This window comes from Paenibacillus taichungensis (genome assembly GCF_013359905.1).
Lineage (GTDB): Bacteria > Bacillota > Bacilli > Paenibacillales > Paenibacillaceae > Paenibacillus > Paenibacillus taichungensis.
The window spans coordinates 383,653-400,372 of the sequence record NZ_JABMCC010000111.1 but is presented as its reverse complement, the minus strand read 5'-3'; the positions used below and the strand labels follow the sequence as shown (position 1 = coordinate 400,372).

Sequence of the window (16,720 nt, the reverse complement as noted above, 5' to 3'; positions counted from 1 at the left end):
CCTCAGCAACTTTTATATCTTATCACATCCGAACCAACTTTGCAAGCTCTTTTTTTAAGTTTCTTTCGAAGCTTATTTGTTTCGCTTGCCGCACCGTGTTTCTCGTGTTTTCTTGGCCGGAATTAGAATATACCATGTACAGATTTCGATTGCAAGCTTTATTTTTAAATTATTAATGATTGCTTTACTTCTTCCTCACTACTCCCATTATACTTTACAAGATACTCATTCCGCAGCAGCAACTACCTTCCCAAACTCGGGAGAATAGCAACTCTCTCACATTACAATAGTTTCTATTATATATAGTAGAATATCTTTCAAACCGGTTATATCCAGCTTGCTGTTAACTCACCTCAATCCGCTCAGATATGCCTATTTGTCCAATTCATAATCATTTATAGAACTAAAAAACAGGATCGGTTATTTCCGCTCCCGTTTTCATAAAATGTAGATGTTGCTACGTAATCCTCATAGTGCATCTTTTCAAGTTTGCTATTTAAGTATACACATCAGGGTCTGATGATCTCACCATCCGAGCCGCTTACATCAAAGAAACCAACGTTATGCTTCCTTGCCAACTCACGCATCATTATATAGGCGTCCTCCGCAACAGACCACGCGAATGCAGCATAAATCACTTCTTTTCCTGGCGAGTATTCTGTTAATCGATTATCTGTTCCCGCTTCTTCCATCGCTTCAAACACATCGTCGTCTACATTCATAGAAGGAAATGTCAGAATAAGCTCTTCGTAAAAGCGTTGCAACTGCTCTGAGCTCACCTTAATGTCTGAATAGGAATGATCCTCCGACCATTTTGTCTGCTCACCATACCATCTCATAAACGACGTTTTATCAACTGGAGCTTTGGCTGGATCAAAAACCATTAAATCGTAACTCATGTATGTTCCTCCTTGTTATATAGAAGAAAGTCAATTTCGATCTCCCATAGATCAAGAATATCCCCTACGTAGAACATTTCAAAGAGACTCCTGTCCCTTCTTTTAATTTTCATGCTACATATATAAGAAACAAAAAAGCGAAAGCCCCGTTAAAGTACCAAGGCTTCCGCTTCTTTCATTTGTATAAATAAGAAATACATTATAAGTCTCTGACCCAATTCATTCAGTCAAACTTTTATTCTCCACCGATAAATACATACCGGCATATAACAATGATAGCTAATATCCACATAAGCCAGTGGACCTTTACTTTGCGCTCCGTAACCAGATTACCGAACACGGCCAAGATTACATAGGATACAATCCCTGCGGAAATCCCGTTTGCAATTCCTCCAGTGAAAGGCATCAATACAATTGTAAGGAACGCCGGGAAAGCTTGCAGGAAGTCATCCCATTCAATGCTGCGAACCTGACTCATCATCAAGACACCCACGATAATCAATGCCGGAGCTGTTGCAGCTGACGGAACAACCAGTGCCAGCGGAGCAATAAACAAGGCCAGAATGAACAGGATACCTGTCGTTACAGAGGTCAGACCTGTACGTCCACCAGCTTCAACGCCAGAGGCACTTTCAACAAAAGCGGTAATTGTACTTGTACCCAGTGCAGCCCCTGCACTTACACCCACTGCATCGACGAGCATTGCTTTACCAACTGTTTTTTCGCCTTTTTTCTTATCCTTCATAATCCCCATTCGTGTTGCTGTGCCCACCATTGTTCCGAATGTGTCAAACAGCTCTACAAAGGTGAAGATGAAGATGATCTCAAACAGTCCAAGGCTAATTGCACCCTTCAAGTCCAGTTGTCCGACCGCCAGATCGCTGAAGTTAGGCAACCAGCTTGCACCGGACAAACCGCTGAGATTCGTAACTCCCATCGGGATACCAATCAACGTTGTGGCAATGATACCGATTAGCAGTGCACCTTTGACGCGCATAACCATCAGTATAGCGATAATGAACAGTCCAATCAGAGCCAGTAATGCATCATGATGCGAGATGAAATTACCCAAAGACAGATTAAAACTGCTGCCCGGAATCGGTTGGCTCAGATCTGCATCAGGTGCAACATTAACTGTTACAGCGACCAGATTAGCCAGTTTGAAACCTACAATGGTAATAAAGAGACCAATACCAACTGTGATTGCCATTTTTAATGAGTCCGGAACTGCAACGAGCAGCATTTGACGAATTTTGGTCACTGTCAAAATAATGAACACGATACCTGAGAGGAACACAGCTCCCAGAGCTGCCTGCCAAGAAATCGCACCGTTGGAGCTCAGAACTACAGTCATGAAGTAAGCATTCAAACCCATACCTGGTGCAAGGGCGATCGGAATGTTAACGAACAATCCCATAATGATGGTCATCAAACCAGCACCTACGGCTGTTGCAAAAAATACTGCATTGTCCGACATTCCGGCTCCGGCCGATCCCAAGAACAACGTGTTTACGAAAAGAATGTACGCCATTGTCATAAAGGTAGTAAGACCCGCAACAATCTCCGTTCTAACGTTCGTTCCATTTTCTTTTAGTTTAAAGAAACGATCCATAATTCACTAACTCCCCCTTAGAGATGTTGAAGCCACATGAAAACCGACAAAACGACAAATACCCCTGAAGATGAAATATATCACCCAGGGTTTTAGCTAACGAGGAGTGGCACTGTGCCAATTACGGAGAACAAAAAAAATTCTAATGTGCGAGATGTCATGCCCGACGCAATCATGTAGAATTCATGTGCTCAGCCTTATCCTCTTCGTAGCCAGATCATTAGGGTGATCTCGTAGAGACTCCCAGGCCAATCCCCGGGATTATACGAAGTAGTATGCGTTTTTTGTGTGTTTCCCATCACTATTTTAGGAGGGATGCCTCTAGTTTGTCAATGATAAAAACGAATATTATCCTCGTTCAACTTATAAATCGTTCGTATTATTTAACAAAATGAACCAGTTCAGCGGTTTATAACCCAAATTAAAATTGGTTTTACACTACGTTTTCATGTGTATATGTCGATCTTGCCACAAGTTTTCTCTTCATCTACAACATTAAAAAAGCTACCATAATCAAAGCACATGCCCTTTGATTATGGTAGCTTGATCGGTCTTCTAGAAGACCGGTTATGTGGTGAGAATAACGTTGCTTAATATCCATTAGCTTAGGTATACGGAGCAAGCTGCGACGATCACCAGATCATTTTTTACACAATAAGTCCTACGTCCTTACATTTCTGTCTGAAGTCCATCCCTTACCTGCTGTTGTTCCTGATCGGTATTAGCCGTTGACCCTTCAGACAAATCCTGATTCTGGGCTTGATCGGAAGACGAATCTGCTGCCTCTAAATTCACAAATGAAGAATCCCCCGCACCAAGAGCCAAGTCCTGCATACCCGAGCCGCATCCTGCCAGCATCACCATCAGAAACGCACTTCCAATGCCCATCTTCCATTTGCTCATATTGTCGGTTTTACGCATACATTCAATTCTCCTTTCAGTTGCCATATAGCCGTATTCTGTACTCAGTGTACAAGCCCCACATGAAAACAATCTGAAATGAACCTAAAAAAGGAATTAAATATTCAGAGATTTATCGTTATACCACCATCCACTCTCATCCCACATGCCTGCTGCCATTATCGCCTGCTTCGCCACTTTTTGCTGTTTGGCACTTTTCAAATGAACGATCATTCTTTCCACGGATTTATGATGAATCAGGGATTCGATATCCTCGGCGGTAATATGTTTCATTTGCAGAAGAGCGAGCTCTTTCAGGCTTTTGGAAGTCTTTGCCCAATCGATACTCTCTACATTCACATTGTTCAGGAAAACACGCTGTAATTCAGTCAGATTTTCAAGAGAAGGCAGACTCGTTAGATGCGGCTGGTCCTCTATCCCTAATAAGCGCAATCCCTTCAGTTCAGGCAATACGGATAGATCTGATAATCCTTTCACCCTTAGGAGCTTCAACAATTGCAAGGATTTCACTTCCGCAAGGCTATCCAGATTCTCTGCTCCACCAAAACTGAGATGAAGTTCACTCAAATCCGTGACATCTTTTAAGTATCCCAATTCCTTTAATGGCATTCCCGAAATATAGAGGGACCGGAGTGATGACAACGTTCCGATCGTTTCGATGTTAGTTGTATGACCATTCACACTCAGCGTTTCAAGCTCAGTAAAGCGGTTAAGTACGGACAAATCCGTTTTCTTCGTTTTGGTTTTACCGATGCGGAGCTGCTGTAAAGTGGTAGGTACAAGCGCCAATACATCAAGAGACTCCGCTTCAAACACGTCAAAAGCATACTCTTTCAGCCCTGGTAATGCACCTAAGGCCTCAATCCCGTGAACTCGTCTATTGCAGTCAATTACAAGCTTTTCTACATGGTTCATATATTTTAAAACAGACAAGTCGCCAGATTGCGAATGAAAGCCATATATACGAAAAGTAACATCTGGTCTGTTTGCAAACAGCTCCTCATTCAATGTCTGCATCAGGTTTACATCCGGGATATTGTGCTCGCTGTATTGAACAATCTTTAGTTCAGGATGAGCCGTAAGTGCAGCAACCTCTCCATGAGTCCATCCTGGGTTGAGTTCGATTCTTTCCTTCATCCGCTATAGTTCCTCCTTACAGAGTGTTCTTCCTCGTTAATCTATTGGATGGTCCATCATTATCATAAATCAAAGTATAAATAACGTCTGGTGCAAACACAAAATTAAAAAAAAGAGACCGAAGCTCCTTGACGGAAACTCCGATCTCTTGTTAATAAATCTGTATAGATAACTTCTATTCCCACTCAATCGTTGCTGGTGGTTTGGAAGTTACGTCATACACGATACGGTTTACGTTATCCACTTCGTTAACGATCCGCACGGAGATTTTCTCCAATACGTCCCAAGGGATACGCGCCCAGTCAGCTGTCATACCGTCAATGGACGTTACGGCACGAATACCTACAGTGTAGGAATACGTACGCGCGTCACCCATAACCCCAACACTCTTCATGTTAGGCAGGGCTGTAAAGTATTGCCAAATTTCGCGATCAAGACCGGCTTTGGCAATCTCCTCGCGCAGGATGTAGTCCGAATCACGAACGATTTTGAGCTTGTCCTCCGTTACTTCGCCAAGTACACGGATAGCAAGACCCGGACCTGGGAACGGCTGACGCCATACGATTGCTTCTGGCAGACCGCACTCTTCGCCGACTTTACGCACTTCGTCTTTGAACAAGGCACTCAGTGGTTCGATCAGCTTGAAGTTCATGTCCTCAGGCAATCCGCCCACATTGTGGTGGGATTTGATGGTTTGAGCTGTCGCTGTGCCACTTTCCACGATATCCGTGTACAGTGTACCTTGCGCTAGGAATTCAAAATCATCAAACTGCTTGGACTCTTCGTCAAAAACGTAAATAAACTCGTTACCGATGATTTTACGTTTTTGTTCCGGATCATCCACGCCTGCCAGTTTGGACAGGAAACGCTCTTGTGCATCAATTTTGACAACTTTCATATCGAATTTGCCGACGAACGTCTCCATTACGCTCTCCGCTTCGCCTTTGCGCAGCAGACCATGGTCGATAAACATACATGTCAGTTGGTCACCGATGGCTTTGTGAAGCAATGCAGCCACAACGGAAGAATCTACACCGCCGCTAAGTGCGCACAATACTTTACCGTCGCCCACTTTTTCACGAATATCTTTGATCGTATCTTCGATGAACGTCTCCATGCTCCAGTTGCCTTCACAACCACAGATTTCGTACAGGAAGTTTTTGATCATTTCATTACCGCGAACAGAGTGGCGTACTTCTGGATGGAACTGAACAGCATACAATTTGCGCTCATCGTTACTCATTGCTGCGATTGGCGCACTTTCCGTGCCTGCATCCAGTTTGAATCCAGCAGGAAGAGCAACCACGTGGTCACCATGACTCATCCATACCGTATGTTCACCTTCGATACCTTGTGCAAGAGCAGCACCTGGTGCAAACTCAATATCCGCTTTACCGTACTCACGCTTCTCAGAACGCTCCACTTTACCATCAAGCTGTTGCGCCATAAGCTGCATTCCATAACAAATTCCGAAGATTGGCAATCCCAGATCATAAACGGCCGGATCTACGTGTGGTGCATTTTCTGCGTAAACACTAGATGGTCCACCCGAGAACACGATTCCCTTTGGTGATAATTCTGCGATCTTCTCAGCCGGTGTGTTATACGGCAAAAGCTCGCTGTATACGCCCAGATCCCGGATTCTTCTGGCGATTAACTGGTTGTATTGGCCCCCAAAGTCAAGGACAACCACTATTTCATTTTGCTTATTCATTACCGAGCCTCCCTCAATTAATGAAACTAATTATACGCAACGACAAAACATACCGTCAAGGAAAGGCGAAACTCCTTTTTTCGACATCTCAAAACATGGCATTTTCAACGCCTGAGATTACGGTATTCGGTCGAATGTTCTCGCCTCTATTCTATATATTTTCCGATCGGAAATATAAGAAAAGGGTTAATACATTATTTTCAGCATAAAAGAGATCTTCTGCATGGAAGCTCATAGTATATGATCGTGGAAAGACGCCTCGTTCGCTTTAGGGGCGAGAAAGGCGTCCTATGTTTAGCGCTGCGCTGTACTTCGTGTTACAGCGCCTGCATGCGCCGGGCCAGATGAAGTGCCCGGCGCAGGAAGTCCAGACTGTCCGCGCGCAGCGGACGGTCCGGCCCGTACAGCAGCCGTTCCCAGTCGGCTGCGAACCGCGCGATGTCCGCGCCGTCCGTGCCTGCGGCCACGGCGGGAGACGCTGCATATTCACGCAGCGTCATTCCCGGCGGCCGCGGGCCGTAGCGGCGCGCGAGCGCGGCCCAGACCGGAGCGGCGGCGCTGAGCAGCCGCTCTCGGTCCGGAAAGCTGCTGCGCGGCCACGCCAGCAGCAGCCTTAGCCGCAGCGCGGGGCGAAGCCGCCGCATGCGGATGGCCCCGGCGGCGCACAGCAGCGCCGCTGCCGCAAGGGCTGCCGCGAGCCATGGGTGCGCGGCAATGGCCCGAGCGCGGGCGAGCAGCCATGCGCCCGCGTGAGCCACCCCGCCGTCCGTCTGCGGCGGGGTTACGGCAACGGGCTGCTGCCCGCTGAGCGCAGCGGCGTCTTGGCCTTCACCCTGCGTCATGGTGAAGCCTGGCGTAGCCTCGAACGGCATCCAGCCCGCGCCTGGAAAATACACTTCTACCCAGGAGTGTGCATCTCCCTGGGTCACAATGTATTGCCCCGAGACGTCCGCATCGGCTTCCCCGGGTCCGAATCCCTTAACCCAACGTGCCGGAATGCCCTCTGCACGTAGCAGCACAATCATAGCTGTCGAGAAATGATTGCAGTATCCCTGCCGTGTAACGAATAGAAAATCATCTACAAAATCAGTTCCGCGTGGCGGCATACGGGTATCCAGCGTATATTCGGCGTGGTCGGCAAGGTATGTTTTTACAGCCTGCACGGCATCATAACGGGTCTCACTCCCCTGAATGATATCCTTGGCAAGAGCCTGCACGCGTCCTGGAAGCGTAGTTGGTAGCTGCAGATACGTTCTGCGAATTGCCGCCGGATCTTTCATGTTGGACATCTTTCCCAGAAGGCGAAGTTGTTCAGGTGTTGCCACGGGAATCATGACATCTGCCGTATAACTTTTGACAGTTTGATTGTCATAATTAGCCGCGAGCCATAACGTTGCGGAGTCTTCATTTGATAGCAGTAAACGTCTATTCTTCTGATTATCACTATTCTTATCCTGGAACGACAGATTGAGTGGCATTCCACCTGTGAAGAGGGGATTGGGTCCTCTCCACTCTCGCTTCATCGTTACCGTTTGACGAATACGTTGCCAATAGGCTGGGTACTCCCAACCGTCGGTACGCACCAATCCGGATGGACTTGTCGTCTCAAAGCTCTGCACAGGATCACTCCAGGTGCTTCCGTTATAATATGAACGGGTCTCGCCCCGCCAATACGTAGCTTCCGGACTTTTTGCCGTGAAAAAAATCGTGTCTCCCTGCACCAAAGGTGCGCCCATTGGTGCATCCGCTGTACTGTATCCTGTGACGGCAGTTGTTGCAGGAATACTTCCGTGCTGTGTATAGCCTGCCCAGCGGGCCAAACGCTCACCCATCTGCTCAAGTGAAATACGTTCCGGTGGAGGAATAGTGGCAAGCTGACCAGGGATTGCTGAGAAAAGTACCATGCCTGTCGACACCGCAAGCGTTACCGCAGACCAACGGCCATAGGGACTCTGCTTAAAGATCGGTGTGGTGACCCCGCCATTAAGGCGAAGCAACTGTAACATGGCCTGAATGAGTAGAATCCACAACACAGAACGTATCACGGAAGCATATACATCCAGCCCGGCAAAGGATTCAAGCAGCAGTAGATAGACCAATGTTGCACTGCCAAAAAGCATCACACTTCGTCGCAGCAGTACCAGTGACTGCACGGAAGCCATCAGCATGCTCCAACCGCACATCATGAGCAGACCTCTTGTCTCCACACTAATCGAGTGAAAACGCCACGTACTCATGAAACTGCCCATATCGGCAGAAAGAGTGGTCGGATAGGTAACTGCCCATCCAGCAAGGTCATTACCTCCATACATGCAACATAATGCGGCTAGAGCAATGAAGAGTCTAATCAGTATTCCCGTAATCCAACCCGTACGAAGCAACCCCGCGAGCAGCAAGGCCCCCGTTAATCCTGCCATCACGGATAAGAATCGTTCACTGCCCTGCTGACCCGTTGACGTAACCGGATAAATCCACTCCATGGACAATATAAGCAAAATGGCAGAAAGACCGATTCTGTAAAGGAGAGGCTCCGAACTGTAGCCGGGACTCTTCAAATCTACTCCAGATGTCCTGGTTTCCGCTTTATATATGGAATGCACAGACTCTAACCCCAAACTTGCGGTGTGCCTCCGGTCAGCCACAGTGGAATTCGCTTGAGAGTTTCCATTATGCTCCCACATCCGTTACCTCCGCCTTTCTCATTGAAGGTAAAGAGCCATCTGTAATCCAATGGATCTGTACTCCACTTTGACGAAGCTGTTCCACACTTTCATTGTCCATGTCACGAATAGTTTGATCTGTTGCAATGGACTGTGCTGTTGCTACAGCTACAGAGGTATCTGCCGCATCAACATGATGTCCTCGCTTCTGAGCCATATGGCTGCTGAGTGATTCCGCTCGCGATATAGGTGATGAACCTTCTCCGGCCATGAACTCCGTTAACTGAACCTCTACCCTGTATCCCAACCCGATTGCACACATTACCCACTCCACCAAAGTGTCATCCATTTTGCCAGTGAGGATCACAATTCGTGAGCCGATCGCCATTCTATCCAACATCTCTGTACGAAGCGATGGAGATACAGCTTGAGGCGCGGAAATTCGCGCCTGAGCCAGCTTGTCCAGCGCATGATTTTCAGGCGAGTGCAGGAGTTCTTGCTGCCATTTCTCCTGATGAGCAGATCCTGACCCACCACCTTCGGTCCACAGTTGATAAGGAATGTTGTCACGTTCAGCGGTATGAATCCAACGGGCAGCTGCACGGACTACACGTTCAAAAGCGGGCGTATCCCTCTTCTCTGACTGCCGCACTTCATAACCTGATGCGCCTTCATACACCAGTATACCCAGCGAGACAGAATCAGAGGTTTCAGGCAAAAAAGTCTGAAGTCGACCCGTTTTGGCTGTGCTTTTCCAATGAACACGCCCCAGCGGGTCTCCTTGCTGATATTCCCGGAACTCAGGACTGCGATTCCCTTGACTGCTTCTTCGCTCAGACAGTGCATCTTCTCCCACTGCCGAGTATTCTCCGGGATTATTCTCACCCCATTCCGCTGCTTGGGGAACAACAATGAGCGAGGTATGATTCACAGTCTCTGCGGAGACCGTATTCCATCCGAAAACATCACCCCAGTACAATCTGCTTGATTCCCATCTGTATACACCTCTGCGCAAACCCGATAATTCATATTGATACGTAAACTGGCGACGATTTCCCGGAAATAGTAACTTACGGTGTACACCGGCAGGTGTATTCTCACACAGAATGATCCATAACAGTGGAATCGGGCAGTCGAATTTCAGTTCCACGGCCACTCGCGTTCTTTCGCCTGCCACAACCCGATTCGCATGCATTTGCCGCCGAATGTTAATATTGCGCGGACCGAGAAAATGGATAATCAGTGCGCTTGCGAGCATCAAGGCTGCCATAATGGATAGAAAAAGCGCGGCCTTGCCGCCATGCCATACATACAAAGAGGCAAAAACTATGACCAGGATAGCACCCAACATCCGTTGACCCAGCGCAGTCATTGACGCCGTCCCCTTCCCTGTGCCGCCATCTGTACAGGTACAGGAACCGATGACAGAGCTTCCTGAATCACCTGCGCCTGTGCCCAGATTTCCGCTCTGTTCTGGGATTTCAATTGAACGCGATGGGATAGGACAGGCACAGCCATCTCTTTCACATCATCGGGAATGACATAACTGCGCCCTTGCAGGTAAGCAAACGATTGTGCAGCGGCCATCCAGGCCAATGTTCCGCGCGGGCTGATACCCAGTCTTACCGCAGGGTGACTTCTGGAGGCAACGGCAACAGCAACCAGATACTGTTTGACAACTGAGTCCACATGTACATGTTTTACTTCACGCTGCATGGCTACGACTTCTTCAGCAAGCATGACAGGGCGAAGTTCATCAAGCAGTTCTCTGCTTTGCATCCGGGTTAACAGTTCGACTTCCTGCTCCGGATCAGGATACCCCAGTCCAATCTTCATGATAAAACGATCCAGCTGCGCTTCAGGCAAACGATAAGTGCCCTCAAACTGCAACGGATTCTGCGTCGCCAGCAAAAAGAATGGGCGCGGCAAAGCATAGGTTGTGCCATCCACCGTAACGCGCCGTTCCTCCATCGCTTCCAGAAGTGCTGACTGAGTGCGGGGGGAAGCGCGATTGATTTCATCGGCCAGCACAATATTGGACATGACGGGTCCTGGTCGAAACTTAAATTCTCCCGTATGCGGATGATACATCGACGTGCCCGTCACATCTGCCGGCATCACATCCGACGTGAACTGAATTCGTCCCATGGAGCAATCCAGTGCAGAAGCGACGGCGCGAACCAGCATCGTTTTGCCGGTACCCGGTACATCTTCCAGAAGTACATGACCTCCACTCAGCATTGCAGTTAACACATAACGAATCTCTTGTTTTTTGCCTATGATCACACTTTCAACTCGCTTCATAACTCTATTCAGCAATTCTACAGCATGTTCATGTTCCATTCGGATATAAGACATATCTTCTAATCTCCTTCCATCCATCGGCATTCCTGAACCATACTAATCTATGATTCAGTGTTGCCCGGAAGTAGAGAGAATAGTCCTGTACGAACGACTTTATTCAGATCAATTTATCCAAATACATGCTGTTAGCTGCTGCTAGAGGAACGCTGGCTTTAACCATCCATTCCTTTTCATTCGCCTTTAGTGAATCAACGGTTACTCCCATATGCTCCATCAATTCACGCAGCGGAACCCAGATCGTTCCCCCCTGACTCTGCACGACTCCCTCTGTTGTTCTGTCATTCAACTGGTCTGAACGTTTCGTTGTCAGATCTCCGCTGACACTGTCTGCATGGATGGTTCGGTCTTTCCATACGGCTGTGGCTGTTCGGGTCTCTGCATTCCAACGTGCGCTACCACCGAACTTTTTCATAAAGGTCCGCAGAGGCACCATGATCCGCTGATCTTCCACGCGAAATTCTCCTTGCTTCAATGTGGCTGCTGCCAATCCAATTTCCACCTTCAGTTCCTTGCCGGCCAACCACAGGTTGCTGTTCTCTTGTACATTTTCTGCGATCCATTCCTTACTCGGGGCTTTGCGAGACTTGTATTTACCATTGGAATCGGTTCGGAATTGAACAGGCTCATCCGAGGCCTTCATCGTTTCAAAACGAAATCCCTGATCGCTGTAATACTTGATAATGCCAGGTAGTGCTTTTACCGTCTCGGCATGAGCTCCTCCATCATGCATCAATACAATGACCGAACGTGCTCCGGCAGGCACCTTGGTCGCATTGCGTAAGATTTCTTTGGCTGGAACACCCTTCCGTTTGGAATCACCACTGTCTACGTTCCAGTCTATAACGGTGTACCCGCCCAATTTCAGCAGATCAAAATAACTCTTATCAAAATGTCCGTAGGTACCGCCCGGTGCCCGGACCAGATTCGGTCTAAATCCGGTAATTCGCTCTACGACTGACTCTGTCTGTTTGATCTGCTTCCAGAACACTTTGAAATCACTATATAGCTGTTCATAATTATGATTAAACGTATGATTGCCCAAAGCATGTCCATCTTCCACAACCGCACGGATCATCTCAGGATAACGTTCTGCCTGCTCTCCAAGCACAAAAAATGTAGCCAAAACCTGTTCCTTGCGCAAAATATCCAATACTTCACGGGTATGGTTACCCGGTCCATCGTCAAAACTCAAATAGACTACCTTATCTTGAGGATTCTCTTCTTTAGGGGCAGGTGCATCAGACCCCGATACAGAGGAAGCGTAAGTTGTGCCTGCAGATGCAGCGAATACACACAGCAGTACAACTATGCGAAGTATTAGTACAGACCATTTTCCAGATAATAATGTATGTATTGGCGTTAACATGTACGAATCGACCTCCAACGTCTCTAGTGAATTTGCTGATAGACTTCAGCAGATTTGTTAGAATTATATGGAGGACGCACTGAAAAAAGACGCGATTTTGTTTTATAATTTTTCACAATTTGGGATGGCTCGCGATTGATTCTTGGCTTCGGATTAGGTAGCATAATGGACAGGTAGGATCGTGAACAAAACTCCTTGGAGAGTAAGCATCTCCTCCCACCCTGTCTGCAGGAGAGTGAAGTCTATTGGAATTGCTTGAGAAGGTCCAGCATCTGTTTGGATCCTACGGATACAGCGTTTTGTTTTTTGGTTTATTGCTGGAATTCATCGCCCTTCCCTTCCCGGGAGAAACGACTATGGCTTATGCAGGATTTCTGTCCTACAAGGGTCATCTGGACTTTGGAATACTTGCCATCCTTGCTTTTCTGGGAACGACGATTGGCATGACGATCACTTATTTTATTGGGGCCAAAGCAGGTCTACCGTTCATTACACGATATGGCAAATGGTTTCTGATGAAACAGGACAAGCTGGATAAAACGCAAAAGTGGTTTGCTAAGTACGGTAATGCCCTGATCTTCATCGGTTATTTCATTCCGGGAGTGAGACATTTCACCGGATATTTTGCGGGTATAGCCGCTGTTCCCTTTCGTAAATTCGCTCTCTATGCCTATTCAGGCGCACTGTTCTGGGTCATGCTGTTCCTAGGCATCGGCAAAATATTTGGACCGCAATGGAACGCTGTGTTTCAGCTTGTTCATCAATATGCACCTTACATCGTGGCGGGGATCGGACTGCTGCTGATTGTAGCCGTACTGTACCGTTATCGAAAAGCGTGGGCAGCTCGATCGTTGCGCAAACCTGCCGCTATTCGGCAAAGACAAAAATAAACGACAGCACTCACATATTAATCGATGATATCAATGGTTGTATTCAGACACATTTAGCTCAGAGATTTTTGTGCCGTGTGGAACCTCAGGTTATATTTTCTGTTTCTGATAATAGCAAGGAGCTGCATATCGCGGCTCCTTTTTTATGTTCTTCTTTTGCTTATACGTTTAATGTTAAAAACCTCACGGGCCCTTAACCATCCATAGGTTGTAAGCAAAACAGCAATGGCCGCAAAACCCAATCCGCCTGCAAAACCAAGCTTCCGTGGCTCCACCACTTCTAATAACAAAACTCGCACCAAACATGGATAACCCCAGCATGGTACTACTGCAAGCCGTCACCAAGCCATAGATGAGCCCTCGGTATTTCTCAGGTGTTTCATTCATCAGCAATGTATCCAGACAAGCATTGCCTATTCCTGACATAAGGGCCAGCAGAATATAAATCAGCACTGCGATCACTGGCAGAGTCACCACACTAAGCAGCATAAGTAATCCCCCTTCCACAAGTAGACACAGGACTACTCCCGGAAGCAGCCAATGCTGAAAATAACGAGAGTACCAGTTACTTAATACCAGCCCTGTCCCAAGCGCCGCATAGAACAGACCTACACCCCAATCCCCAAGGGAAAATACTTCAATTGCATAAACACTGATCAATACATTATCAATCCCGTTGATGACAGGGACCCATAACTCGAATAGGATGATGATCTGTAATGCTACAGAGGATCGAACCAGCCTCCATATCACCGAAGGAACATGATCTGCACCTTTGGTACGAGTAATCACTGAAGATTTACCAGAAGCTGCTGTGGCTGATCTCTCCATACTTTCAAGTGATATCTCATTTGATTCCGTACCCATTCTGGATGGAAACGAGACTTTTCGGATCAAAACAGCAGCCAACAAAAAGCACACCGCATTAGTTATAAACGCAGCCTGCGGCCCCATGACTGATGAGGTGATTCCCCCAAGAAAGGCACCTACGATCAGCACCGTACCATTCATTACCTGTTCAAGTCCGTTAATTTTGAGCAAATGTTCCGGCTGTACAAGCAGTGGTATGCCTGATTTGCGGACCGGCGCATAGAGAGCCTCAGCACAGGCTAGTAAAGTACTCGCTGTGTATAGAATCCACAAATCATCCGCACTGTTTACGAGTAAATAGCTCAGAGCAAGAGGCACCCTTATCAAATTGGTAAACAGCATAATCTTCCGCCGTGAGAAACGCATGGTTAACAAGCCGCCTGCAGGAGCAAGCAACAGAAATGGAAGCACACGCAGACCAAGGGCCAGTCCTACAGCAAGTCCAGATCCTGTTGTGCTGAGAATTAACGAAAGCATGGCTACCTGACAGAAACGGTCACCTATGCCGTTCACTAATCCCGCGATAAAGAACTTGCGGTATTCCGATTCTTTTTGTAACAAAATCAGAATGGACGATCTAAACAACATGACAAATCCTCTTCTCTTTATATTAGATATTAATCTAATTAGATAATATTCTAATATAAAAGAATTAACAATATGCTTTTTTTATTTTTTGGGATATTCAATAACGCTTTTGTGATAATCCTGATTCATCCAGGTCATACTAATTTGCAAATATAGGGTGTATAAGGGGTGAAGGAATGAGTACTGCAACGCAGAGCAGCCAGGGTCAGAGAATATCTCCGAATCTTACGGAGAATACGGATTATTGCAAGAAAGTAATGGGGAACAGCAAAGACTTGATGATTCGTCCTCTGCAGTGTTTGCACAAATGGCCTTCTGTCATGTTGTACATCGATGGGATGGTAGACGTGCAGATTGTGAATCATTCCATCCTCGAACCCTTGTTACAGACCCGTGAACTGCCTGACTTTTCGGCGGATAACGAGCATTTGAGCTATCTCCAGAATGATGTCTTGGTCGCCAGCAATGTAGTACTAATCAATGAGATAAAAGATGTTCTTGACGCCCTTCTGGCGGGCTTTGCCGTTGTACTCCTAGAAGGTTCCGATCAGGGACTGAAAATTGCAGCTGCAGGATGGGAAGATCGTGCCGTCGGTGAACCGATTTCCCAGACGGTTGTACGAGGACCCATGGAAGGCTTCAATGAAAATTTGCGTACGAATACAGGCTTGATACGCAAACGAATTCGAGACCCCCATCTTTGGATTGAAGAAAGGGAGATTGGCCGAGTTTCCAACACTAGGGTTGCCGTAGTATATCTGGAGCATATCGTCGATCAAGAGGTTGTAAACGAACTGCGGCGCAGACTTGATGAGATTGATATTGACGCTATTCTGGAAAGCGGATATATCGAAGAACTGGTGCAAGACAAAACAGGTACGATCTTCCCTACGGTCTATAACAGCGAGCGACCGGACACCGTATGTGCTGCACTGCTTGAAGGTCGGGTAGCAATCATTATAGACGGTACTCCATTCGTACTGCTTGTCCCAGCCTTGTTTGTTCATTTCTTTCAGTCTCCAGAAGACTACTACCAGCGGGCCGATATTAGCTCATTAATTCGAATGATTCGTTACTTAGCCTTCTTTATCGCGCTGCTCGCTCCATCCTTTTATATTGCCATTACAACCTTTCATCAAGAGATGCTGCCTACCAACCTACTTATCAGTTTGGCAGCGCAGCGTGAAGGCGTTCCATTCCCGGCATTTATTGAAGCCATCTTAATGGAGTTGACCTATGAAATTTTGCGGGAAGCTGGCATACGGATTCCGAAAACGGTCGGTCAGGCTGTTTCCATTGTGGGTACCCTTGTTATTGGTCAAGCTGCGGTAGATGCAGGCGTTGTATCGGCTGCCATGGTTATTATCGTATCCATTACAGCGATATCCAGTTATGTTATTCCAGAAAATGGATTATCCATTTCTGTACGGATTCTGCGATTTGTACTGATGATTCTGGCTGCCGCCTTTGGTTTCTACGGAATTCTGATGGTTCTGCTGATTACGGTAACCCATTTATGCAGTTTAAGATCTTTCGGTGTGTCTTATATGTCCCCATTCGCACCTTACATTGGGAAAGATCTCAAAGATACCATCTTCCGCGTGCCTTGGGCCCGGATGAAGACACGTCCGCTTTCTACCGGGACTGCGAATGAAACCAGACAAGCTGACAAAAAAACGAAGCGATAATCGGTAAGGAG

The 16,720-nt window shown here is 47.1% G+C and carries 12 protein-coding genes and 1 riboswitch; of the genes, 2 read left to right on the top strand and 10 right to left on the bottom strand.

Translation table 11 applies throughout. The annotated features are described in order from the left end of the window. Nucleotides 1-509: 509 nt before the first annotated feature. The 9 genes from HP548_RS16080 to HP548_RS16040 all read right to left on the bottom strand — a co-directional run bounded on the left by HP548_RS16080 (nt 510) and on the right by HP548_RS16040 (nt 12,673). On the bottom strand, nt 510-899 hold the full coding sequence (locus tag HP548_RS16080) for a hypothetical protein (protein ID WP_175382208.1): 390 nt from the start codon (nt 897-899) through the stop codon (nt 510-512). A gap of 235 nt (nt 900-1,134) precedes the next feature. Continuing rightward, a complete protein-coding gene (locus HP548_RS16075; protein ID WP_099858717.1) occupies nt 1,135-2,511 on the bottom strand; it encodes an NCS2 family permease in 1,377 nt (458 codons plus the stop codon). A 189-nt stretch (nt 2,512-2,700) separates the two neighbouring features. Then, nucleotides 2,701-2,800, bottom strand: a riboswitch (purine riboswitch). A gap of 380 nt (nt 2,801-3,180) precedes the next feature. Continuing rightward, nucleotides 3,181-3,432 (bottom strand): hypothetical protein, encoded by a 252-nt coding sequence (locus HP548_RS16070; protein WP_076292236.1) that lies wholly within the window; start codon nt 3,430-3,432, stop codon nt 3,181-3,183. A 96-nt stretch (nt 3,433-3,528) separates the two neighbouring features. After that, nucleotides 3,529-4,569 carry a leucine-rich repeat domain-containing protein gene (locus tag HP548_RS16065; protein WP_175382207.1) on the bottom strand — a complete coding sequence of 347 codons (1,041 nt, stop codon included), beginning with the start codon at nt 4,567-4,569 and terminating at the stop codon, nt 3,529-3,531. Nucleotides 4,570-4,744: 175 nt separating this feature from the next. Next, nucleotides 4,745-6,283 carry a glutamine-hydrolyzing GMP synthase gene (gene guaA / locus HP548_RS16060; protein ID WP_099858720.1) on the bottom strand — a complete coding sequence of 513 codons (1,539 nt, stop codon included), beginning with the start codon at nt 6,281-6,283 and terminating at the stop codon, nt 4,745-4,747. A gap of 317 nt (nt 6,284-6,600) precedes the next feature. Next, a complete protein-coding gene (locus tag HP548_RS16055) occupies nt 6,601-8,964 on the bottom strand; it encodes a transglutaminase TgpA family protein (protein ID WP_175382206.1) in 2,364 nt (787 codons plus the stop codon). Beyond that, nucleotides 8,951-10,315 carry a DUF58 domain-containing protein gene (locus HP548_RS16050; RefSeq protein ID WP_175382205.1) on the bottom strand — a complete coding sequence of 455 codons (1,365 nt, stop codon included), beginning with the start codon at nt 10,313-10,315 and terminating at the stop codon, nt 8,951-8,953. Before HP548_RS16050 ends, HP548_RS16055 begins: the two co-directional genes overlap by 14 nt. Next, on the bottom strand, nt 10,312-11,301 hold the full coding sequence (locus HP548_RS16045) for an AAA family ATPase (protein WP_175382204.1): 990 nt from the start codon (nt 11,299-11,301) through the stop codon (nt 10,312-10,314). Before HP548_RS16045 ends, HP548_RS16050 begins: the two co-directional genes overlap by 4 nt. Before the next feature lie 103 nt (nt 11,302-11,404). After that, the gene (locus HP548_RS16040; RefSeq protein ID WP_175382203.1) at nt 11,405-12,673 is read right to left on the bottom strand and encodes a polysaccharide deacetylase; all 1,269 of its coding nucleotides are present in this window, start codon (nt 12,671-12,673) and stop codon (nt 11,405-11,407) included. Between the two features lie 245 nt (nt 12,674-12,918). Here HP548_RS16040 and HP548_RS16035 point away from each other — a divergent pair, with 245 nt between their 5' ends. Beyond that, a complete protein-coding gene (locus HP548_RS16035) occupies nt 12,919-13,563 on the top strand; it encodes a DedA family protein (RefSeq protein ID WP_175382202.1) in 645 nt (214 codons plus the stop codon). 183 nt (nt 13,564-13,746) lie between these two features. On the opposite strand, the gene HP548_RS16030 is transcribed toward HP548_RS16035, so the two are convergent. Continuing rightward, complete coding sequence (locus HP548_RS16030) at nt 13,747-15,021, bottom strand: MFS transporter (protein WP_175382201.1); 1,275 nt, start codon at nt 15,019-15,021, stop codon at nt 13,747-13,749. A 176-nt stretch (nt 15,022-15,197) separates the two neighbouring features. Here HP548_RS16030 and HP548_RS16025 point away from each other — a divergent pair, with 176 nt between their 5' ends. Then, the gene (locus tag HP548_RS16025) at nt 15,198-16,709 is read left to right on the top strand and encodes a spore germination protein (RefSeq protein ID WP_175382200.1); all 1,512 of its coding nucleotides are present in this window, start codon (nt 15,198-15,200) and stop codon (nt 16,707-16,709) included. The last annotated feature ends 11 nt before the right edge of the window (nt 16,710-16,720 follow it).

What these genes read in the sequence shown, in the direction of transcription:
- HP548_RS16080 (WP_175382208.1), bottom strand. Translation starts at nt 899, where the DNA reads ATGAGTTACGATTTAATGGTTTTTGATCCAGCCAAAGCTCCAGTTGAT.
- HP548_RS16075 (WP_099858717.1), bottom strand. Translation starts at nt 2,511, where the DNA reads ATGGATCGTTTCTTTAAACTAAAAGAAAATGGAACGAACGTTAGAACG.
- HP548_RS16070 (WP_076292236.1), bottom strand. Translation starts at nt 3,432, where the DNA reads ATGCGTAAAACCGACAATATGAGCAAATGGAAGATGGGCATTGGAAGT.
- HP548_RS16065 (WP_175382207.1), bottom strand. Translation starts at nt 4,569, where the DNA reads ATGAAGGAAAGAATCGAACTCAACCCAGGATGGACTCATGGAGAGGTT.
- guaA (WP_099858720.1), bottom strand. Translation starts at nt 6,283, where the DNA reads ATGAATAAGCAAAATGAAATAGTGGTTGTCCTTGACTTTGGGGGCCAA.
- HP548_RS16055 (WP_175382206.1), bottom strand. Translation starts at nt 8,964, where the DNA reads ATGTGGGAGCATAATGGAAACTCTCAAGCGAATTCCACTGTGGCTGAC.
- HP548_RS16050 (WP_175382205.1), bottom strand. Translation starts at nt 10,315, where the DNA reads ATGACTGCGCTGGGTCAACGGATGTTGGGTGCTATCCTGGTCATAGTT.
- HP548_RS16045 (WP_175382204.1), bottom strand. Translation starts at nt 11,301, where the DNA reads ATGTCTTATATCCGAATGGAACATGAACATGCTGTAGAATTGCTGAAT.
- HP548_RS16040 (WP_175382203.1), bottom strand. Translation starts at nt 12,673, where the DNA reads ATGTTAACGCCAATACATACATTATTATCTGGAAAATGGTCTGTACTA.
- HP548_RS16030 (WP_175382201.1), bottom strand. Translation starts at nt 15,021, where the DNA reads ATGTTGTTTAGATCGTCCATTCTGATTTTGTTACAAAAAGAATCGGAA.
- HP548_RS16025 (WP_175382200.1), top strand. Translation starts at nt 15,198, where the DNA reads ATGAGTACTGCAACGCAGAGCAGCCAGGGTCAGAGAATATCTCCGAAT.